Here is a 19,049-nt window from a genome sequence, read left to right as displayed (position 1 = left end):
GGTGGCGTTACCTTGTGCCCATGACCGACCCTGCCCCACGGCATACCCAGCGCGTCCGGGTGACGTCCTCGCGGCGGGGCGCGACCACCGCGCGGCGGCACACCCGGCAGGCAGCCCTGGTGCAGCAGACGGGGGTCGGCGAGCTCTACCTCCAGGGCCTGCTCCGCGCTCAGCTGCGCCTGGCCCTCACGGTCCTGGGCGTGCTGGCCGCGGTCCTGCTCGGGCTGCCGCTCCTCTTCGCACTCATCCCGGCGACCCGCAGCCTGCAGGTCGCCGGGCTGCCGCTGCCCTGGGTGGTGCTCGGGGTGCTGGTCTACCCGGCCATGGTCATTCTCGCGGCCTGGTTCGACCGGCACGCCGGCCGGCTCGAGCGCCGGTTCACCGAGGTCATGGAGCGGGAGGGCTGAGGTGGGTCAGACGCTCGCCGGCGGGTCGGTCCTGGTCGTCTGCCTGATCACCCTGGGGCTGAGCATCTTCGCCCTGCGGCTCTCCCGCCGCACCTCCGACTTCTACGTCGCGGGCCGCGTGGTCTCCCCGGCCCGTAACGCGGCGGCCATCGGCGGCGAGTACCTCTCGGCCGCCAGCTTCCTCGGCGTCGCGGGGCTCATCTACGACACCGGGGTCGACGCGCTCTGGTACCCCGTCGGCTACACGGTCGGGTATGTCGTGCTGCTCGCCCTGGTGGCGGCACCGCTACGCCGCTCCGGTGCCTACACCCTGCCCGACTTCGCCGAGGCCAGGCTGGAGTCCCGCGTCGTGCGCCACCTGTGCTCGGTGCTGGCGGTCCTCATCGGCTGGCTCTACCTGATCCCCCAGTTCCAGGGCGCCGGCTTCACCCTCGGCCTGGTCAGCGGGGCCCCGCTGTGGCTGGGGTCCTCCGTGGTGCTCGTCGTAGTGGTCCTCTCCGTGGCGGCGGGCGGGATGCGCTCGATCACCCTGGTGCAGGCGGTGCAGTACTGGGTCAAACTCACCGCCCTGGCCGTGCCTGCCGGCATCATCCTGGCCGTCTGGTGGGTCACCCAGGGGCCGGCCCCGCAGGTCGACGCGGCGTGGACGCTGCCCCTCACCGGGTCGGCGCCCGAGACCCATTCGATGTACCGCACCTTTTCCCTGATCGTGGCCCTGGCCCTGGGCACGACGGGACTTCCGCACGTCGTCGTCCGCTACTACACTAACCCCGACGGTGCCGCGGCCCGTCGCACCACCGTGCGGCTCCTGGTCCTGCTCGGGATGTTCTACGTCGTCACAATCGTCTACGGCGTGCTGGGGCGGGCCTACCTGCCCGTCCTGGGTCCGGGGGTCCGTGCCGACACGGTCGTCCTCCGGCTGCCGGCCGAGGTGCTCCCCGGGCTCGGCTCCGAAATCCTGGTCGCGGCTCTGGCCGGAGGTGCCTTCGCGGCCTTCCTCTCCACCTCCTCCGGACTGGCCGTCGCGGTGACCGGCGTGCTGAACCAGGACGTGGTCCGACCCCTGTCCCGGCTGGTCAGGGCCGAGCATTCCGAGGTCACCGGCTTCCGCCTGGCCACCATCGGGGCCGTGCTCGTCCCGTGGGGTGTGTCCAGCGTCTTCCCCGAGGTGCCGCTCGCGGCCTTCGTCACCCTCGCCTTCGTCATCGCCGCCTCCACCTTCTTCCCCCTGCTGGCCCTAGGGGTCTGGTGGTCGAGGCTGTCCGTGCAGGGCGCGGCCGCCGGGCTCGTCACCGGAGCCGTGGCCGCGACCGGGGCGATGGCGATCACCTTCGGCCTCGGCCCCGAGGGCTGGGCCGGCGCCCTCTTCGAGCACCCCGCCGCGTGGACCGTCCCGCTGGCTGTCCTGGTGGCCGTCGGCGTCTCCCGGGCCACGCCGCACGGCATACCCCGCAGCGCCCGGCGCACCCTGGTGCGCCTGCACACCCCGGAGGGCGTGACCGGCTAACGGGGCCCGGCCCGCACCCATCGGTATGGCCGGCCCCGCCGCGGTCCAGTTCCTCTACGCCACCGGCATCATGCTCCTGATCAGCCTGGCGGTCTTCATCGCCATCTCGCTGCGCACCGAGGCCCCCGACCCCGAGGACATCCAGGACGTCGTCTTCGACAAGGGGAACTGGCGCAAGGAGTCCGAGGAGCTGAAGGGGAAGGCCTGGTACGCCAACTACCGCGTCCTGGCCCTGGGCCTGGCGATCCTGACGGTGGGCGTCGTCATCCCCTTCATCTGAGGCCTGGCTTTCGTCCTCGGCCCTCGACCGCCCATCGCAGGCCCGTGACCGTTCGGCGCAGACGTCGACCACTGACCGCCATAGACCCCGCGCCAGCCCGCCCCTGCGGTGCACCACGGCTGAGATCCACGGCATACTCGACACCGACCCCAGCCACGAGGAGGCACGATGTCCAACGAGGGACTGTCCAACCTGCTTCACGAGGAGCGCACCTTCGAGCCGAGCGAGGAGTTCCGCGCCCAGGCCAACGCCGGTCAGGAGCTGTTCGACCGGGCCGCGGAGGACCGCGAGGGATTCTGGGCCGAGCAGGCGCGCAGGTACGTCCAGTGGGAGACCGACTTCGAGCAGGTCCTGGACTGGTCCGAGGCGCCCTTCGCCAAGTGGTTCCTCGGCGGGCGGCTCAACGCCTGCGTCAACGCCGTCGACCGGCACGTCGAGGTCGGTCACGGTGACCGGGTCGCCATCCACTGGGTCGGGGAGCCGGAGGGGGAGACCCGCGACATTACCTACGCCGAGCTGCACCAGATGGTGCAGCGGGCGGCCAACGCGCTCGCGGACCTGGGGGTGGGCGAGGGCGACACGGTGGCGATCTACCTGCCGATGATCCCCGAGGCCGCGATCGCGATGCTGGCCTGTGCCCGGCTCGGCGCTCCGCACTCCGTGGTCTTCGGCGGCTTCTCCGCCGAGGCCCTGCACAGCCGGATCGACGACGCCGGCGCCAAGGTGGTCATCACCGCCGACGGCGGCTACCGCCGCGGTAAGCCCTCGGCCCTCAAGCCGGCGGTCGACGCCGCGCTGGCCCATGACGAGAACCCGGTCCAGAAGGTGCTCGTCGTGCAGCGCACCGGGCAGGACGTGGACTGGACCAACGGCCGTGACCTGTGGTGGCACGAGGCTCTCGAGGCCGCTGCGGAGACGCACGAGGCGCAGGCCTTCGACGCCGAGCACCCGCTGTTCATCCTCTACACCTCCGGGACCACCGGGAAGCCCAAGGGCATCTTCCACGCCACCGGCGGCTACCTGGTGCAGACCGCCTATACCAGCCATGTCGTCCACGACCTCCACCCCGACTCCGACGTCTACTGGTGCACCGCCGACATCGGCTGGGTGACCGGCCACTCCTACATCGTCTACGGGCCGATGACCCTCGGCGCGACCCAGGTGATGTACGAGGGCACCCCGGACACCCCCCACCAGGGCCGGTTCTGGGAGATCGTCCAAGACCTCAAGGTCACCGTTCTCTACACCGCGCCCACCGCGATCCGGACGTTCATGAAGTGGGGCACGGACATTCCGGCGAAGTTCGACCTGTCCAGCCTGCGCCTGCTCGGGTCCGTCGGCGAGCCGATCAACCCCGAGGCCTGGATGTGGTACCGCGAGCACATCGGCGCTGATCGCTGCCCGATCGTGGACACCTGGTGGCAGACCGAGACCGGGGCGATCATGATCAGCCCGCTGCCGGGCGTCACCGCAGCCCGTCCCGGCTCGGCGATGAAGGCCATCCCCGGCATCGTGGCCAAGGTGGTGGACGACATGGGCCAGGAGGTCGAGAAGGGCTCCGGCGGCTACCTGGTCATCACCGAGCCGTGGCCCTCGATGCTGCGCGGCATCTGGGGCGACCCGAAGCGCTACCAGGAGACCTACTGGAGCCGGTTCCCTGACGCCTACTTCGCCGGCGACGGAGCCAAGCTGGACGAGGACGGCAACATCTGGGTGGTCGGGCGGGTCGACGACGTGATGAACGTCTCTGGCCACCGCATGTCCACCTCCGAGATCGAGTCGGCGCTCGTCTCCCACCCCAAGGTGGCCGAGGCTGCGGTCGTCGGCGCCGCCGACGAGACCACCGGGCAGGCGATCTGCGCCTTCGTCATCCTGCGCGCGGACGCCGTCGCCGAGGCGGACAGTCAGGCCGCGGCGGGGGAGGGCGAGAAGCTGGTCCAGGAGCTGCGCAACCACGTCGCCAAGGAGATCGGCCCGATCGCCAAGCCCCGCCAGATCATGGTCGTCCCCGAGCTGCCCAAGACCCGCTCGGGCAAGATCATGCGTCGCCTGCTCAAGGACGTCGCGGAGCACCGCGAGGTCGGCGACGTGACCACCCTGGCTGACTCCTCGGTGATGAGCCTGATCAGCGACGGGATGCAGAAGGGCTGACTCAGGGCTGACTCAGGGCCGACCTCAGGGGCGCCACCGGGGGCGCCCACGCTCGGGACGTCGGTCCCTACCCGCCGGTTGTCACCGCGCCCGGCGAGTGGGGGACACTTCGCGGGTGGACATATCGCAGGACCTCCCGGGCGGCCCGCCCAGCGTCCCGGCCGCATTGCTGGCCGGTCAGCGGGCACCCAGCCCGCGGACCCTGGTCGACATTCTGCGCCGGACCGTCGAGGACGCTCCCGACGCGCTGGCCATCGACAGCGGGGTGCACACGCTGACCTACGCCGAGCTCGCGGAGGCCGCCGAGCAGGTCGCCGCCCGGCTGGCTGTGCGCGGCGTCGGTCGCGGGGCCAAGGTCGGGATCCGGGTCAGCTCGGGCACGACGGACCTCTACACCGCCATCCTCGGGGTTCTCGTCGCCGGCGCGGCCTACGTGCCGGTGGATGCAGACGACCCCGACGAGCGGGCCAGGGTGGTCTTCGACGAGGCCGATGTCGCAGCCGTCATCGGCAACGGCCTGGCGATCAGCCCTCGACCCGGCGGCGCTCCCGGCCGCCCTGGGCAGGCACCGACCCCGGATGACGATGCGTGGGTGATCTTCACCTCCGGCTCCACCGGCACGCCGAAGGGCGTGGCTGTCACCCACCGCAACGCCGCAGCCTTCGTCGACGCCGAGTCCCGGATGTTCCTGGCCGGGGACCTGCGCCCCCTGGGCCCCGGTGACCGGGTGATGGCCGGGTTGTCCGTGGCCTTCGACGCCAGCTGCGAGGAGATGTGGCTGGCCTGGGCGTCCGGCGCCGCCCTGGTGCCCGCGCCGCGCTCCCTGGTCCGGGCCGGCGTCGACGTCGGTCCCTGGCTGCGCGCCAACAACATCACCGTGGTGTCGACGGTGCCCACCCTGGTCGCCCTGTGGCCCACCACGGCTCTGGAGCAGGTCCGGCTGCTCATCCTGGGCGGCGAGGCCTGCCCACCAGAGCTCGCGGCCCGCCTCCAGGCGCCGGCCCGGCAGGTCTGGAACACCTACGGCCCGACCGAGGCCACCGTCGTCGCCTGCGCGGCCATCCTCGACGGCACCGCACCGGTCCGGATCGGGCTGCCGTTGGACGGCTGGGACCTCGCGGTCGTCGACGAGCAGGGGCAGCCGGTGCCCGAGGGGGCCACCGGCCAGCTGATCATCGGCGGGGTCGGCCTGGCCCGCTATCTCGACCCCGCCAAGGACGCGGAGCTGTATGCCCCGATGCCCAGCCTGGGCTGGCAGCGGGCCTACCGCTCCGGGGACATCGTGGTCAATGACCCGGCCGGGCTGCTCTTCGGCGGCCGGGCCGATGAGCAGATCAAGCTCGGAGGCCGCCGGATCGAGCTGGGGGAGATCGACGGCCAGCTGCTACGCCTCCCCGGCGTCGTCGGCGCCGCCGCTGCTGTGCGGCACACCACCTCGGGCAACCAGCTCCTCGTCGGCTACCTCGCCGTCGACGACAGCTTCGCGGCGGACACGGCGCAGGCCCTGCTGCGCGAGCGGATGCCGGACGCGCTCGTGCCCCGGCTGGCCGTGGTCGAGGACCTGCCGACCCGCACCTCGGGCAAGATCGACCGGGACGCGCTGCCCTGGCCGTTGCCGGGCGCCCGGGCCTCCGGCGCCGCACGGCTGACCCCGCTGCAGGAGTGGATCGCGCAGATCTGGGCCGATGTCCTCGGCGCGCAGGTCACCTCGCCCGGTGATGACTTCTTCGCCTTCGGCGGGGGCTCGCTGACCGCCGCTCAGATCGTCGGGCGACTGCGGGAGCGCTTCCCGGAGGTCGCGGTCGGAGACCTCTACGCGCACCCCACGGTCGGCGGGCTCGCGGCCCTGCTCGAGGAGTTGGGTGCCGGGCCGGCCCGGGTGGACCGCACGGTGCGCCCCATCCCGCCCAAGACCCAGGTCGGTCAGGTGCTGGCGCTGCTTCCGCTGCGCACCCTGGCGGCCGGCCGTTGGATCGCCTGGACCATGCTGGTCAGCGTCCTCGCCGGCGACCTGCTGGGACTGGCCTGGGCACCGGAGCTGCCCTGGCTGGTGGTGGCGCTGACCGCCGCCCTGTTCCTGGTGCCGCCGGTGCGGATGGGCCTGGCGGCCCTGCTCATCCGGGTAGTCTTGCGTGGGGTAGGACCCGGCAGCTATCCGCGGGGCGGCAAGGTCCACCTTCGTCTCTGGCTGGCAGACCGCATCCAGACCGAGCTCGCCGCCGTCTCGGCCGCGGGCGCGCCCTGGCTCCAACGCTATGCCCGGGCGTTGGGGGCCGACATCGCTCCCGGGGTCGACCTGCACGCACTGCCCCCCGTCACCGGCTTCCTGCGCATCGGCAGCCGCGCCGCGGTCGAGCCCGAGGTCGACCTCGGCGGCACCTGGATCGACGGCGACCGCGTCCACGTGGGTCAGGTCACGGTGCGGGCCGGGGCCCGGGTCGGCGCCCGCAGCATGCTCGGCCCCGGCGCAGACGTCGGGCGGGAGGCCGAGGTCGCACCCGGCTCCTTCGTGCTGGGCCAGGTCCCCGCGGGGGAGTACTGGTCGGGGGCACCGGCCACCCGTGTCTCCCGACGCGCCCGTGGCGCCTGGACCGACGTCCTGCCCCCGCCCGGCCGCGCGTGGTGGTGGGGGTATGCGGCAGCCTCCCTCCTCGTCGCCGTCCTGCCCGTCCTGGCCGTGGGGGCAGGGGCGTTGGTCGTCCTGCGCCTCGGTTGGGTCTGGCTGCCCCTCGCCGCCCTGGTCGGCTACGCGGTGCTGGCCCTGCTGGTCCTGCTGCTGGTGAGGGTGTGCGCCCGGGCGATCCGGCCCGGCCACCACCCGACCCGTTCCGGGCGCGGGCTGGCGGTCTGGACCACGATCCGCGTGCTCGACGAGGCCCGCACCTGGCTCTTCCCGCTCTACGCCGGGGCCCTGACGCCGGTATGGCTGCGCCTGCTCGGCGCCCGGGTCGGGCGGGGGGTCGAGGCCTCGACGGTGCTGCTCATCCCCTCGCTGGCCCAGGTCAACGACCACGCCTTCCTGGCCGACGACACGCTCATCGGTGGCTATGAGCTCAGCCACGGCTGGATGCGGGTCGAGCGGGTCAAGGTCGGCAAGCGGGCCTTCGTCGGCAACTCGGGCATGGTCTCCGCGGGCCGCAAGGTCCCGCGGGAGGCTCTGGTCGCCGTCCTGTCGGCAGCCCCGCGGCGCAAGAGCGTGAAAGCCGGCTCGTCCTACCTGGGCAGCCCACCCACCCGGCTGCGGCGGTCAACCGGCGAGACCGACACCAGCCGGACCTACGCCCCGCCGCGGCGGCTGCGGGTCGCCCGGGGCTTGATCGAGACGCTGCGGCTGGTCCCGCTCCTGCTGCACGTCCTGCTCCACCTCGGTGTGGCAGTGGCACTGCTGGCCCTGCTGCGCTGGCACGTGCTGGCGGCATTCGCGCTCGGCGGCGTGGTGATGCTCGCCGCCGGGGTGGTGGCCGCACTGGTGGCCTGGGCCGCCAAATGGATGATCGTGGGGCGGCACACCGCCCGCGAGCACCCGCTGTGGTCCTCCTTCGTCTGGCGCAACGAGCTCGCCGACGCCTTCACCGAGGTCCTCGCCGCGCCGTGGTTCGCCTCCGTCACCCAGGGCACGGTGGTGCTCAACGTCTGGCTGCGCATGCTCGGGGCCCGCATCGGGCGCGGCGTCTGGTGCGACACCTACTGGCTGCCGGAGACCGACCTGGTCGACCTGCGGGACGGCGCCACGGTCAACCACGGCTGCGTGGTGCAGACCCATCTGTTCCACGACCGGGTCCTGAGCATGGACACGGTCACCCTGGAGGCGGGCGCGACGCTCGGGCCCAATAGCGTGATCCTGCCCGCGGCCACCCTGGGCCGGCACTGCACGGTCGGGCCGCTCTCCCTCGTCATGCGTGGGGAGTACGTGCCTGCCCAGACGCGCTGGATCGGCAACCCGATCGGCCCGTGGGACGACACACCCGAGCCCACGACGAGCGACGACACGAGCGAGAAGGAGCTGGCGCGATGAAGGGTGCGGACCCCTACGTCCCGGGGCACGGGGACCTGTCCTACGAGGTGCTGCATACCGACCTGACCCTGACCTACGCCCTGCCCAGCAACCGTCTTGAGGGGGAGGCGGTGCTGACCTGTCGGGCCGTGGAACGGCTGACCCAGCTGCGTCTGGACCTGGCGCTGACGCCGAAGAAGGTCACCGTCCCGGGCCATCAGGTCACCACCTTCCGCTCCAGCGGCGGCCGGCTGCTGATCACCCTGCCTGAGCCGGTCGAGCCGGGCTCGCAGGTGACCGTCCGGGTCCGGTATGCAGGCAACCCCGGCCCACTTCGCCTTCGTGGGTTCGACCCCGCGGGCTGGGAGGAGCTCGAGGACGGTGTCATCGTGGCCTCCCAGCCGCACGGCGCGTCGTCCTGGATGCCCTGCAACAACCGTCCCTCCTCGCGCTCCACCTACGACCTGACCTTCACGACCGCCGCGGACTACCACGTCGAGTTCAGCGGTGAGCCCGTGTCCTCTCGACGGCACGGGGCGAGCCGGACCTGGGTCTTCCGCCAGCAGCACCCGATCCCCGCCTACCTCGCCACCGTCCAGGTCGGTCCCTACACGGTCTGCGAGCAGCAGGGTCCGGTGCCGATCCGGGTGGTCGCCCCGCCCGGGATCCGGGGTGCGGGGTTCACCGCATCCTTCGGCCGACAGCCGGAGATGATGGCCTGCTTCATCGAGGCGTTCGGGCCCTACCCCTACCCCGCCTACACCGCCGTCATCACCGAGGACGAGCTCGAGATCCCGCTGGAGTCGGCCTCACTGTCGACCTTCGGGCGCAACTTCGTCTCCGGTGACTGGGAGAACGTCCGGCTGGTCGCTCACGAGCTGGCCCACCAGTGGTTCGGCAACGCGGTGACCGCCGAGCAGTGGTCGGACATCTGGCTGCACGAGGGTTTCGCCTGCTATGCGGAATGGCTCTGGTCGGAGGCGTCCGGCGAGCGGACGGCGCGGGAGTGGGCGCGGTACCACCACGGACTGCTGGCCCAGGGTCCTGACCAGCCAGCACCCCTGACCGGGCCGACGGCGGCGCACATGTTCGAGGACTGGGTCTACAAGCGCGGGGCGCTGACCCTGCACGCGCTGCGGGTGGAGGCTGGGGAGGCCCCGTTCTTCGAGATTCTGCGCACCTGGGTGGCTGCGCACCAGCACGCGAGTGCGACCACGGCCCAGTTCCTCGCGCACTGCTCCGAGGTGGTCGGCCGTGACCTGGCCCCGGTCCTGCTCCCGTGGCTGGACTCCCCGACGCTGCCGGACCTGCCCTGAGGGCCGGCCCAGCTACGGACACCTGGTGCCGGGAGCACCCGTGTGCGCGAACGGGGTGACACACCCGTGCCGCGGGCAACCAAGGTGACACACCGTTCATGCACACGCGTGTGTCAGCGGCCCGGCGAGGACCGCGACCAGCCCGTCCGGGGCGGGGAGGTCGACGAGCCCGTGCTCCCGTCGCAGCAGCACGGTCGACATCGGCACCGCCAGCCCGGTCCCCCGGCGTTTGAGCACCGCCTCCTTGGCCGCCCAGCACCGGGCCCGCGCCACGGCCGAGGTTGCCGACTCACCGGCCGCCAGCACGAGGTCCCCCGGCCAGTCCCGGGCCACGTCCTGCACCACCTCCACGTCCACGCCGAGGTGCCCGCGCAGGGAGGCAGCGGTGACCACATACCCCCCGCCTCGGGAGAGCGAGACGTGGACGTCACGGCTGGAGCGGCCGGCACCGGCCCCGCGGGTATGCCGAGCCCACGGCCGGCCGTGCCGGTCCGACCCGCACTGAGGGCACAGGCGGCCCACCGTGACCTCCCCGGCGCCGAGCAGCTCGACCAGGTGCCTGCGCAGGGCATCGTCGGCCGAGGCCGGGGCCTCGTGCCAGACGACACTGTCGCCCAGACCCGCGGTCAGCCCCGCTCCTGGGGCAGGATGTGCCGCCAGGGCCGGGCCAGGTGGTACTCGCGACCGGTGATCTCGTCGACCGCGATCGCGACGACGTTGTACCTGTGGTTGTCGACCCAGGGACGCAGCCGCAGGTGGTCCGCCTGGCGTGCGGCATCGCCCTCGAGGATGCGGGCCTTGCCCCGCGCCACCACGCTCCAGGCGACCTCCTCGTCGTCCACGATGTGGTCGATCTCGAAGGCCACGTCCTCGTTCATCACCACGCCGAGCAGCTTGGAGCCCTCGGCGGTGCGGAAGAAGATCGAGCCCTCACGGACCGCGTAGTTGACCGGGGCGATGTGGACCTCGTCGGCGAGGTGGTAGGCCAGCCGGCCGAACTCCGCGTTCGCGAGCCTGGTCCAGCACGCTTGCTCATCCAGGACCTGGTTGAGGTGTGCATCTGTCATCGCTGCGCCTCTCGTCGCTGATGACCCCATCCTATGACAGGACGTCGTAGCCGTCCTGGGCGAAAAGGCGGGAAAAGTGGAAGTCGGTGGTCTGCTTCGGGTGGCGGAAACCGTGGGTGGCGCTACGGTGGACGAGGTGGCGCTGGAGCGACTGGAAAGGGTGCGGACGATGGCAAAGAAGGACTCGACCTTCCTGGGTTGGCCAGTCCTGCGGCAGTTGGCCTCGGGGGACCTGCTCGGGCGGGGGACCTCGGTCACCTCGCGGCGGACCCGCGAGATACAGCCGCGGACCACCACGGCCGACCGGGTGGCGCAGAGCGTCTGCCCCTACTGCGCGGTCGGCTGCGGCCAGAAGATCTTCGTCAAGGACGAGAAGATCGTGCAGATCGAGGGCGACCCGGACTCTCCGGTCAGCCGCGGACGACTCTGCCCCAAGGGGGCGGCCAGCGAGCAGCTGGTGAACTCGCCGACCCGGCAGACCACCATGCTCTACCGGGCCCCGGGTGCCACCGAGTGGCAGACCCTTGACCTGGACACCGCCATCGAGATGGTCGCCGACCGTTACCTGGAGGCCCGGAGGAACGGCTGGCAGGACGTGGACGAGAAGGGCCGCCGGGTGCGGCGCACCATGGGGATCGCCTCGCTCGGGGGAGCCACCCTCGACAACGAGGAGAACTACCTCATGAAGAAGCTGTTCACAGCTTCGGGGGCGATCCAGATCGAGAACCAGGCCCGGATATGACACAGCTCCACGGTTCCCAGTCTGGGAGCCTCGTTCGGCCGCGGCGGCGCCACCCAGTCCTTGCAGGACATGGCCAACGCCGACTGCGTGATCATCCAGGGGTCCAACATGGCCGAGTGCCATCCGGTGGGCTTCCAGTGGGTCTCCGAGGCCAAGGCCCGTGGCGCGCGGGTCATCCACATCGACCCCCGGTTCACCCGCACCTCGGCGATCGCTGACACCCACGTCCCGATCCGGGCCGGCACCGACGTCGTCCTGCTCGGCGCCCTGATCAACCACGTCCTGACCAACGACCTCTACTTCCACGACTACGTCGTGTCCTACACCAACGCCGCGACGCTCATCAACGAGGACTACGTCGACACCGAGGACCTCGACGGGGTGTTCTCTGGCTACGACCCCGCGACGGGGGCCTACGACCCGTCCTCGTGGGCGTACGAGGCCCGGGAGGACGACGGTCCTGGCTCTGACGGCGACATCGACGGCCCGTCCGCCGAGGAGTCGGGGTCCACGGACCGGGCCCGGGCCGGTGGACACGAGCTGGGTGCCGGCGGTCCGGCGCTCGAGCACGCCAAGGTGGTCCGGGACGAGAGCCTGCAGCACCCGCGCTCGGTCTTCCAGATCCTCAAGAGGCACTACCGCCGCTACACCCCCGAGATGGTCCAGGAGGTGTGCGGCATACCGGTCGAGCAGTTCCATGCGGTGGCCAGGGCGCTGACCGAGAACTCCAACCGGGAGCGGACCACTTGTTTCGCCTACGCGCTGGGCTGGACCCAGCACAGCCTGGGCGCGCAGTTCATCCGGACCGCGGCGATCCTGCAGCTGCTCATGGGCAACATGGGCCGCCCCGGCGGCGGGGTGATGGCCCTGCGTGGCCACGCCAGCATCCAGGGCTCGACCGACATCCCCACCCTGTTCAACCTGCTGCCGGGCTACCTGCCGATGCCGGTGGCGGGCGCGCACGACTCCCTGCAGGAGTACCTCGCCGCGATCGCCTCGCCGCTGCAGAAGGGTTTCTGGACCAACGCTGATGCCTACACCGCCAGCCTGCTCAAGGCCTGGTTCGGGCAGGCTGCGACGCCGGAGAACGACTTCTGCTACGACTACCTGCCCCGGCTGACCGGTGCCCACGGCACCTACCAGACCACGATGGGGATGCTCGAGGACAAGGTCGAGGGCTACTTCGTCGTGGGGCAGAACCCAGCCGTCGGCTCCGCGCACGCGCGGATGCAGCGGATGGCGCTGAGCCACCTGAAGTGGATGGTCGTGCGCGACCTGCAGCTGATCGAGACCGCCACCTTCTGGCTGGACTCCCCAGAGGTGGCCAACGGCGAGCTGCGTCCTGAGGACATCCAGACCGAGGTCTTCTTCTTCCCGGCGGCCAGCTATGCGGAGAAGTCGGGCACCTTCACCCAGACCCAGCGGATGCTCCAGTGGCGCCACCAGGCCGTGCAGGCACCGGGCGACGCGCAGAGCGAGCTGGACTTCTTCCACGAGCTCGGCGTGCGCATCCGGGCCAAGCTGGCCGACTCGACCGACGAACGGGACCGGCCGCTGCTGGACATGACGTGGGACTACCCCAAGGACGAGCACGGGGAGGTCGACGCCGAGGCGGTTTTGCGCGAGGTCAACGGCTACCACCTCACCGGTGAGCGGGCCGGGGAGCTGCTCGACAGCTTCGTGCAGATGAAGGCCGACGGCTCGACCTCCGGTGGCTGCTGGATCTACTCCGGCGTCTTCGCCGGCGGGGTGAACCGGTCGGCCAACCGGGTGCCGGCCCAGGGCCCGGACGATGCGGCGCACGAGTGGGGATGGGCCTGGCCGATGAACCGCCGGATCCTCTACAACCGGGCCTCCGCCGATCCCCAGGGCCGGCCGTGGAGCGAGCGCAAGAAATACGTCTGGTGGGACGAGGAGGAAGGCAAGTGGACGGGCAAGGACGTCCCCGACTTCCCCGTGGACCGCGCACCGGGCTTCAGGCCTGACCCCGACGTCGGCGGCCCCGCGGCGCTCGCCGGCGATGACCCCTTCATCATGCAGGCCGATGGCAAGGGCTGGCTGTTCGCGCCGCGCGGCATGGCCGACGGGCCGCTGCCCACCCACTACGAGGCCCAGGAGTCACCGGTCCGCAACCCGCTCTACACCCAGCAGAGGAACCCTTCCCGCCTGGTCTTCCCGCGCAAGGACAACCTGTGGAGCCCCTCGGGTGGCGAGCCCGGCGACGACGTCTACCCCTACGTCTTCACCACCTACCGGCTCACCGAGCACCACACGGCGGGCGGTATGAGCCGCTGGCTGCCCTACCTGTCCGAGCTGCAGCCGGAGATGTTCTGCGAGATCTCGCGCGAGCTGGCAGCAGAGCGAGGGCTGACCAACGGCGACTGGGCCACGATCATCAGTCCGCGCTCCGCGATCGAGGCCAAGGTCCTGGTGACCGACCGGGTCACCCCGGTCACAGTCGGCGGCCGCACCGTGCATCAGATCGGCCTGCCCTATCACTGGGGCGTGGGCCGGGACGCGGTCGTCGAGGGCGATGCGGCCAACGACCTGCTCGGTGTCGTGCTCGACCCCAATGTGCACATCCAGGAGTCCAAGGTGGGCTCCTGCGACATCCAGCCGGGCCGCCGCCCGCGCGGGGAAGCGCTGCTGCGGCTCGTCGCCGAGTACCAGTCCCGGTCCGGCAGCACCGCCGAGACCGGCAACCAGCGGGTCGACGACGTCTCCCCGGAGATGGCGCGGCTGCGCGCCGCGACCATCGACTCGCCCCAGGACGCTCGACCCGTCGACGGCGAGCCGCTGGGTGATGAGGACACCGGTGGTCAGGGCACCACCGGTCCGGCGGGCGATGGTGCAGCCGATGGCCACGAAGGAGAGAACTGATGGGTTACCTCGCGCGGCAGCTCGCCGGACGCACCGATGTGGCGGCCGACGCCGGGTGGGAGGACGCGCCCAGCCGCAAGGGCTTCTTCACCGACACCTCGATCTGCATCGGCTGCAAGGCCTGCGAGGTGGCCTGCAAGGAGTGGAACGCCCTGCCGATGGACGACCTCGGTCTGAGCGCCAACTCCTACGACAACACCGGCGACCTTGGCGCCAGCACCTGGCGGCACGTCGCCTTCGTCGAGCAGACCCGGGACCGGATCGCCGAGGCCCGGGAGTCGGGGCGGCGCCTCGTCGACCTGGGGATGCCGGGCATCGGTGCGCCGCAGGGCGCCCCGCCTGCGCCCACCGCGGCCCCTCCGGCCGGGTACGGCACCCCCCCAGCGCCCTTCGACGACCACGGCCCAGACCTGCGGGACATGCTGCAGAGCAGCACCACGGTCGATGGGCACAAGATCGTCGGCCCGATGCCGGAGTTCCGCTGGCTGATGTCCTCCGACGTGTGCAAGCACTGCACCCATGCCGGGTGCCTCGACGTGTGCCCCACGGGTGCCCTCTTCCGCAGCGAGCACGGCACCGTCGTGGTCCAGCCTGATGTCTGCAACGGCTGCGGCTACTGCGTCGGCGCCTGCCCGTTCGGGGTGATCGAGCGGCGCGACGAGTCGGCCGTGTCGGTCCGGGCTGACGGGCACGTGCCCAATGTGGGCGTCGCGCAGAAGTGCACGCTGTGCTACGACCGGCTGGTCGAGGACCAGATGCCCGCGTGCGCGCAGACCTGCCCCACCACCTCGATCAAGTTCGGCGAGCGTGACGAACTGGTGGCGCAGGCCAGGGAGCGGGTCACGCACCTGCACGAGCAGGGCTTCACCGAGGCCCGGCTCTACGGCGCCAACGACGACGACGGCGTCGGCGGGACCGGGTCGGTCTTCCTGCTCCTGGACGAGCCCGAGGTCTACGGCCTGCCACCGGACCCGGTGGTCCCGACCGCCGAGCTGCCCTCGATGTTCCGCAAGGCCGGCCTGGCCGGGCTGGGCCTGCTGGGCGCCGGCGCCCTGGCCTTCCTCGGGAGGCGCGGATGACCACCTCCGACTTCGACAGCTACCGCCCGCCGGAGGACGGGCCACGCCGTCGACGGCGGCCCTCCGTCCGCGGCGCGGCCGCCGGCGCGGCCCGCGACCTGGCCAGGAGCGGACGCACCTGGCTCAACCGGGACGGGGGCGGCGCCCGCGAGGCACCGGCCGTGCCGGACGCCCAGTTCTCCGCCTACTACGGGCAGGCCATCATCAAGGCGGTGCCGTGGAAGCACGAGATCCCCGCCTACCTCTTCCTTGGCGGGGTGGCCGCCGGCTCGGGGATCATCGCCTCCGGCGCGGCCGCCACCGGCCGCCCGGCGCTGCGCCGCAACAGCCGCTACACCGCGATGACGGCCGTCGCGCTCAGCGGCGCCGCGCTCGTGGCCGACCTGGGTCGACCTGAGCGCTTCCTCAACATGCTGCGCACCGTCAAGCTCACCTCCCCGATGTCCGTCGGCACCTGGATCCTGTCCGGGTATGCCGCGTTCGCCGGCGTGACCACGGCGGCCGAGGTGGTCCGCGCCGTGCCGACGAAACCCGGCAGCGTGGTGGACCTGGCCAAGCAGGCGATGCGGATCGCCGACGCCCCCGCCGCGGTCGGGCAGGCGCTGTTCGGGCCGCCGCTGGCCGCCTACACCGCTGTGCTGCTCTCCGACACGGTGACCCCGGTGTGGTTCGAGAGCCGCAACCAGCTGCCGTTCGTCTTCGTCGGGTCGGCCGCGATGGCCTCTGGCGGGGTGCAGATGATCCTCAGCCCCACTGCCGAGACCGGCCCGGCCCGCCGGTTCGCGCTGCTCGGCGTCGCCACCGACCTCGTGGCCATGCACCGGCTCGAGCACCACCTGGCGGAGCTGGAGCTGAACGAGCCGGTGGAGACCGGGGAGGCCGGGCGCAAGCTGAAGCTGGCGAAGGCCTTGACCGTCGCCGGCGGCCTCGGCACCCTGCTCTCCGGGCGCAGCCGCGCGCTCGCCGTCGCCTCCGGGACGGCGCTGGCTGCGGCGTCGGCGCTGACCCGCTTCGGGGTGGTGGACGCCGGGATGGTCTCGGCCAAGGACCCCAAATACACCGTGGGTCCGCAGAAGCGGCGCCTGGAGCAGCGCCGCAGCAGTGGCACCGTCCACGACAGCATCGTCACCGTCCGCTGAGGACCTCGCGGCGCACCTTCGCCCCGACACCACAGTCCACCGCAGGGAGATTCGATGAGCGCAGAGAGCACCCCCGCAGCCGGCAACCGCCTGCTCATCCTGGCCGGGGCCGTCCTGGTCCAGCTGGCCATCGGCGCCGTCTACGCGTGGAGCACCTTCAGCAGGGCAATCCTGGCTGAGCCGTCGGCCTTCTCGCTGTCCACGGTGCAGGCCACCTTGCCGTTCACGGTCGCCATCGGGATGATCTTCGTCGGCACCTTCCTCGGGGGCCGTCTGCAGGACCAGCGCGGTCCGCGCCCGGTCGCGCTCATCGGGGTCACCATCTACTCCCTGGGCATCATCCTGGCCAGCCTCGCCCGGGGCGACAGCGACCTGTGGCTGCTGATCCTCGGCTACGGCGTGCTCGGCGGCTTCGGCCTCGGCCTGGCCTACATCGTGCCGATCGCTATGCTGCAGAAGTGGTTCCCGGACAAGCGCGGCCTGATCACCGGCATCGCGGTCGGCGGCTTCGGCTTCGGTGCGGTGATCACCTCCCCCCTGGCCCAGACGATGATCGAAGGCAACGAGGCCTACCAGCTGCACCCGACCAAGGTCTTCCTGTGGCTGGGCATCGCCTACCTCATCGCCGGCCTGCTCGGCGCCTCCGTCTTCCGCAACCCCCCGGCGGGGTATGTCGTCCCCGGCCAGAGCGCCGACACCGCCCCCGCGCAGAAGGACACCTCCGGTGAGGAGGCCGAGCAGGAGGCGGCCCCCGTCCAGGTGGCCCCCTACGACTTCACCCAGCAGGAAGCGCTGCGCACCCCGCAGTGGTACCTGCTCGTGCTCATCCTGACCATCTCGGTCACAGCCGGCATCTCGTTCGTCTCACTGGCCGCCGCCACCGCCACCGACGTCGCCGGCTTCACCGCGGCCGGAGCAGCCACCTTGGTGGGCATCATGGGTCTGTTCAACGGAGCCGGCCGCATCATCTGGGCCGCGTTGTCGGACCGGATCGGCCGCAGGATCGCCTTCGTGGGCATCCTGGGCCTGCAGGGTCTGGCCTTGCTGGCCATCCCGCACGCCAGCAACGTGGTGCTCTTCTACGTTCTTGCCGCGCTGATCTACCTCTGTTACGGCGGAGCCTTCGGCACCCTGCCCTCGACTGCCAGCGACTTCTTCGGGGTGCGACACTCTGGCGCCATCTACGGCCTGATGCTGATCGGGTGGTCGATCGGCGGCGTGATCGGGCCCCTGCTGATCTCCTGGCTGGTCGGTGACGACCGGGCCTACACGCTGGGCTTCACCGTCGTCGGTCTCGTCGCGGTGGCCGGCGCAGTCGTGCCCTTCCTCGCCCGGCCCCCGAAGCCGCCGGCCGGCAGCGACCACGCGCACGCCGTCGAGGCCACCTGAGGCGACCTGGGGCGACCTGGGGCGACGTGCGGCGACGTGGGGCCGCGAGGGTCAGACCACCTCGACCAGGATCCCGTCGCCCAACGACCCGGCGGGCAGGGTCTGGCCGACCACCGGCGCCCCCGGGACCTCGCCCACGACGAGCAGTCCGCCGGAGGTCTGGGCGTCGGCCAGCAGGATCAGCTCATCCTCGCTGACCCCGTCGGCCGCCAGGTGGGTCCGGACCCAGTCCAGGTTGCGGCGGGAGCCGCCGGGGACGTGCCCGGCGGCCAGCGCCTGCCGGGTGCCGTCGACGTAAGGCACGGCGGAGGCGTCGATCCGTGCCGCGACACCCGAGGCACGGCACATCTTGTAAAGGTGGCCCAGCAGCCCGAAGCCGGTGACGTCGGTCGCCGCCCTGACCCCCGCCGCCAGCGCCGCCTGGGAGGCATCGCGGTTCAGGGCGACCATGCTCGCGATCGCCTCCTGGCTGACCTCGCCTGTGCTCTTGTGCCGGTTGTTGAGCACCCCGACGCCCAGCGGCTTGGTCAGACTGATCGGCAGTCCTGCCTCGGCGGCGTCGTTGCGCATCAACCGGTCCGGGTCGGCGGTGCCGGTGACGGCCATGCCGTAGATCGGTTCTGGGGCGTCGATGCTGTGTCCGCCCAGCACGGGGCAACCCGCCTCGGTGGCGACGTCCAGGCCACCGCGCAGCACCTCGCGGAGCAGCTCGGTGGGTAGCGCCTCGCGCGGCCAGGCGACCAGGTTGATCGCCATCAGGGGAGTGCCCCCCATCGCGTAGACGTCGGACAGGGCGTTGGCCGCCGCGATCCGGCCCCAGTCGTAGGGGTCGTCGACGACGGGGGTGAAGAAGTCCGAGGTGGACACGATCGCTACCCCACCCTCGATCTGCACCGCCGCGGCGTCGTCACCGTCGTCCAGGCCGACCAGCACCTGCGCCCCCGGCGGGTGCGCGAGCCCCTGCAGACCAGCAACGATCTGCTCCAGCTCACCGGCCGGGATCTTGCAGGCGCAGCCACCGCCACGCGCGAACTGGGTCAGGCGGATGGGTTCCATGGCCTGACCCTAACCGGCACGGTCGGCAGAGGGAGGGGCGTG

The 19,049-nt window shown here is 71.7% G+C and carries 13 protein-coding genes; 10 read left to right on the top strand and 3 right to left on the bottom strand.

The genetic code is table 11. The features are described from left to right. The first annotated feature begins 20 nt into the window (after nt 1–20). The 6 genes from FY030_RS15295 to FY030_RS15270 all read left to right on the top strand — a co-directional run bounded on the left by FY030_RS15295 (nt 21) and on the right by FY030_RS15270 (nt 9,655). Nucleotides 21–407, top strand: coding sequence for a hypothetical protein (locus tag FY030_RS15295; RefSeq protein WP_158062381.1), 387 nt, complete (start codon nt 21–23; stop codon nt 405–407). 1 nt (nt 408) lies between these two features. Then, nucleotides 409–1,914, top strand: a complete 1,506-nt coding sequence (locus tag FY030_RS15290) for a sodium/solute symporter (RefSeq protein WP_158062380.1) — start codon at nt 409–411, stop codon at nt 1,912–1,914. A 25-nt stretch (nt 1,915–1,939) separates the two neighbouring features. Beyond that, nucleotides 1,940–2,194, top strand: coding sequence for a hypothetical protein (locus FY030_RS15285; RefSeq protein WP_158062379.1), 255 nt, complete (start codon nt 1,940–1,942; stop codon nt 2,192–2,194). Between the two features lie 168 nt (nt 2,195–2,362). Further along, on the top strand, nt 2,363–4,345 hold the full coding sequence (gene acs, locus FY030_RS15280) for an acetate--CoA ligase (protein WP_158062378.1): 1,983 nt from the start codon (nt 2,363–2,365) through the stop codon (nt 4,343–4,345). 115 nt (nt 4,346–4,460) lie between these two features. Beyond that, nucleotides 4,461–8,360, top strand: a complete 3,900-nt coding sequence (locus FY030_RS15275) for a Pls/PosA family non-ribosomal peptide synthetase (RefSeq protein WP_158062377.1) — start codon at nt 4,461–4,463, stop codon at nt 8,358–8,360. Beyond that, the gene (locus tag FY030_RS15270) at nt 8,357–9,655 is read left to right on the top strand and encodes a M1 family metallopeptidase (RefSeq protein WP_158062376.1); all 1,299 of its coding nucleotides are present in this window, start codon (nt 8,357–8,359) and stop codon (nt 9,653–9,655) included. Before FY030_RS15275 ends, FY030_RS15270 begins: the two co-directional genes overlap by 4 nt. A gap of 96 nt (nt 9,656–9,751) precedes the next feature. Here FY030_RS15270 and FY030_RS15265 read toward each other — a convergent pair whose 3' ends face one another. Then, nucleotides 9,752–10,177 carry a 4'-phosphopantetheinyl transferase family protein gene (locus FY030_RS15265; RefSeq protein WP_192498643.1) on the bottom strand — a complete coding sequence of 142 codons (426 nt, stop codon included), beginning with the start codon at nt 10,175–10,177 and terminating at the stop codon, nt 9,752–9,754. 104 nt (nt 10,178–10,281) lie between these two features. Then, on the bottom strand, nt 10,282–10,722 hold the full coding sequence (locus FY030_RS15260; protein ID WP_158062374.1) for a pyridoxamine 5'-phosphate oxidase family protein: 441 nt from the start codon (nt 10,720–10,722) through the stop codon (nt 10,282–10,284). A gap of 169 nt (nt 10,723–10,891) precedes the next feature. Between FY030_RS15260 and fdh the strand changes: the two genes are divergently transcribed. From fdh to FY030_RS15240, 4 genes are read left to right on the top strand one after another with little or no spacing between them, the layout of a single operon-like run. Next, nucleotides 10,892–14,344, top strand: a complete 3,453-nt coding sequence (gene fdh, locus FY030_RS15255) for a formate dehydrogenase (protein ID WP_158062373.1) — start codon at nt 10,892–10,894, stop codon at nt 14,342–14,344. Continuing rightward, nucleotides 14,344–15,423 carry a 4Fe-4S dicluster domain-containing protein gene (locus FY030_RS15250; protein ID WP_158062372.1) on the top strand — a complete coding sequence of 360 codons (1,080 nt, stop codon included), beginning with the start codon at nt 14,344–14,346 and terminating at the stop codon, nt 15,421–15,423. The genes fdh and FY030_RS15250 overlap by 1 nt, the downstream gene beginning before the upstream one ends. Then, entirely contained in the window at nt 15,420–16,562 is a 1,143-nt protein-coding gene (nrfD, locus tag FY030_RS15245) for an NrfD/PsrC family molybdoenzyme membrane anchor subunit (RefSeq protein ID WP_158062371.1), read from the top strand. Before FY030_RS15250 ends, nrfD begins: the two co-directional genes overlap by 4 nt. A 54-nt stretch (nt 16,563–16,616) precedes the next feature. Further along, entirely contained in the window at nt 16,617–17,951 is a 1,335-nt protein-coding gene (locus tag FY030_RS15240) for an L-lactate MFS transporter (RefSeq protein ID WP_158062370.1), read from the top strand. Nucleotides 17,952–18,002: 51 nt separating this feature from the next. Here the strand turns inward: FY030_RS15240 and selD are convergent, their stop codons facing one another. Next, the gene (gene selD / locus FY030_RS15235) at nt 18,003–19,007 is read right to left on the bottom strand and encodes a selenide, water dikinase SelD (protein ID WP_158062369.1); all 1,005 of its coding nucleotides are present in this window, start codon (nt 19,005–19,007) and stop codon (nt 18,003–18,005) included. Nucleotides 19,008–19,049: the final 42 nt, after the last annotated feature.

Origin of the sequence: Ornithinimicrobium pratense, from assembly GCF_008843165.1 — a bacterium.
Classification (GTDB): domain Bacteria; phylum Actinomycetota; class Actinomycetes; order Actinomycetales; family Dermatophilaceae; genus Ornithinicoccus; species Ornithinicoccus pratensis.
The sequence above is the reverse complement of the archived record's forward strand: the minus strand, read 5'-3'. Positions and strand labels throughout refer to the sequence as shown.

What these genes read in the sequence shown, in the direction of transcription:
- FY030_RS15295 (WP_158062381.1), top strand. Translation starts at nt 21, where the DNA reads ATGACCGACCCTGCCCCACGGCATACCCAGCGCGTCCGGGTGACGTCC.
- FY030_RS15285 (WP_158062379.1), top strand. Translation starts at nt 1,940, where the DNA reads ATGGCCGGCCCCGCCGCGGTCCAGTTCCTCTACGCCACCGGCATCATG.
- acs (WP_158062378.1), top strand. Translation starts at nt 2,363, where the DNA reads ATGTCCAACGAGGGACTGTCCAACCTGCTTCACGAGGAGCGCACCTTC.
- FY030_RS15270 (WP_158062376.1), top strand. Translation starts at nt 8,357, where the DNA reads ATGAAGGGTGCGGACCCCTACGTCCCGGGGCACGGGGACCTGTCCTAC.
- FY030_RS15260 (WP_158062374.1), bottom strand. Translation starts at nt 10,722, where the DNA reads ATGACAGATGCACACCTCAACCAGGTCCTGGATGAGCAAGCGTGCTGG.
- FY030_RS15250 (WP_158062372.1), top strand. Translation starts at nt 14,344, where the DNA reads ATGGGTTACCTCGCGCGGCAGCTCGCCGGACGCACCGATGTGGCGGCC.
- nrfD (WP_158062371.1), top strand. Translation starts at nt 15,420, where the DNA reads ATGACCACCTCCGACTTCGACAGCTACCGCCCGCCGGAGGACGGGCCA.
- FY030_RS15240 (WP_158062370.1), top strand. Translation starts at nt 16,617, where the DNA reads ATGAGCGCAGAGAGCACCCCCGCAGCCGGCAACCGCCTGCTCATCCTG.
- selD (WP_158062369.1), bottom strand. Translation starts at nt 19,007, where the DNA reads ATGGAACCCATCCGCCTGACCCAGTTCGCGCGTGGCGGTGGCTGCGCC.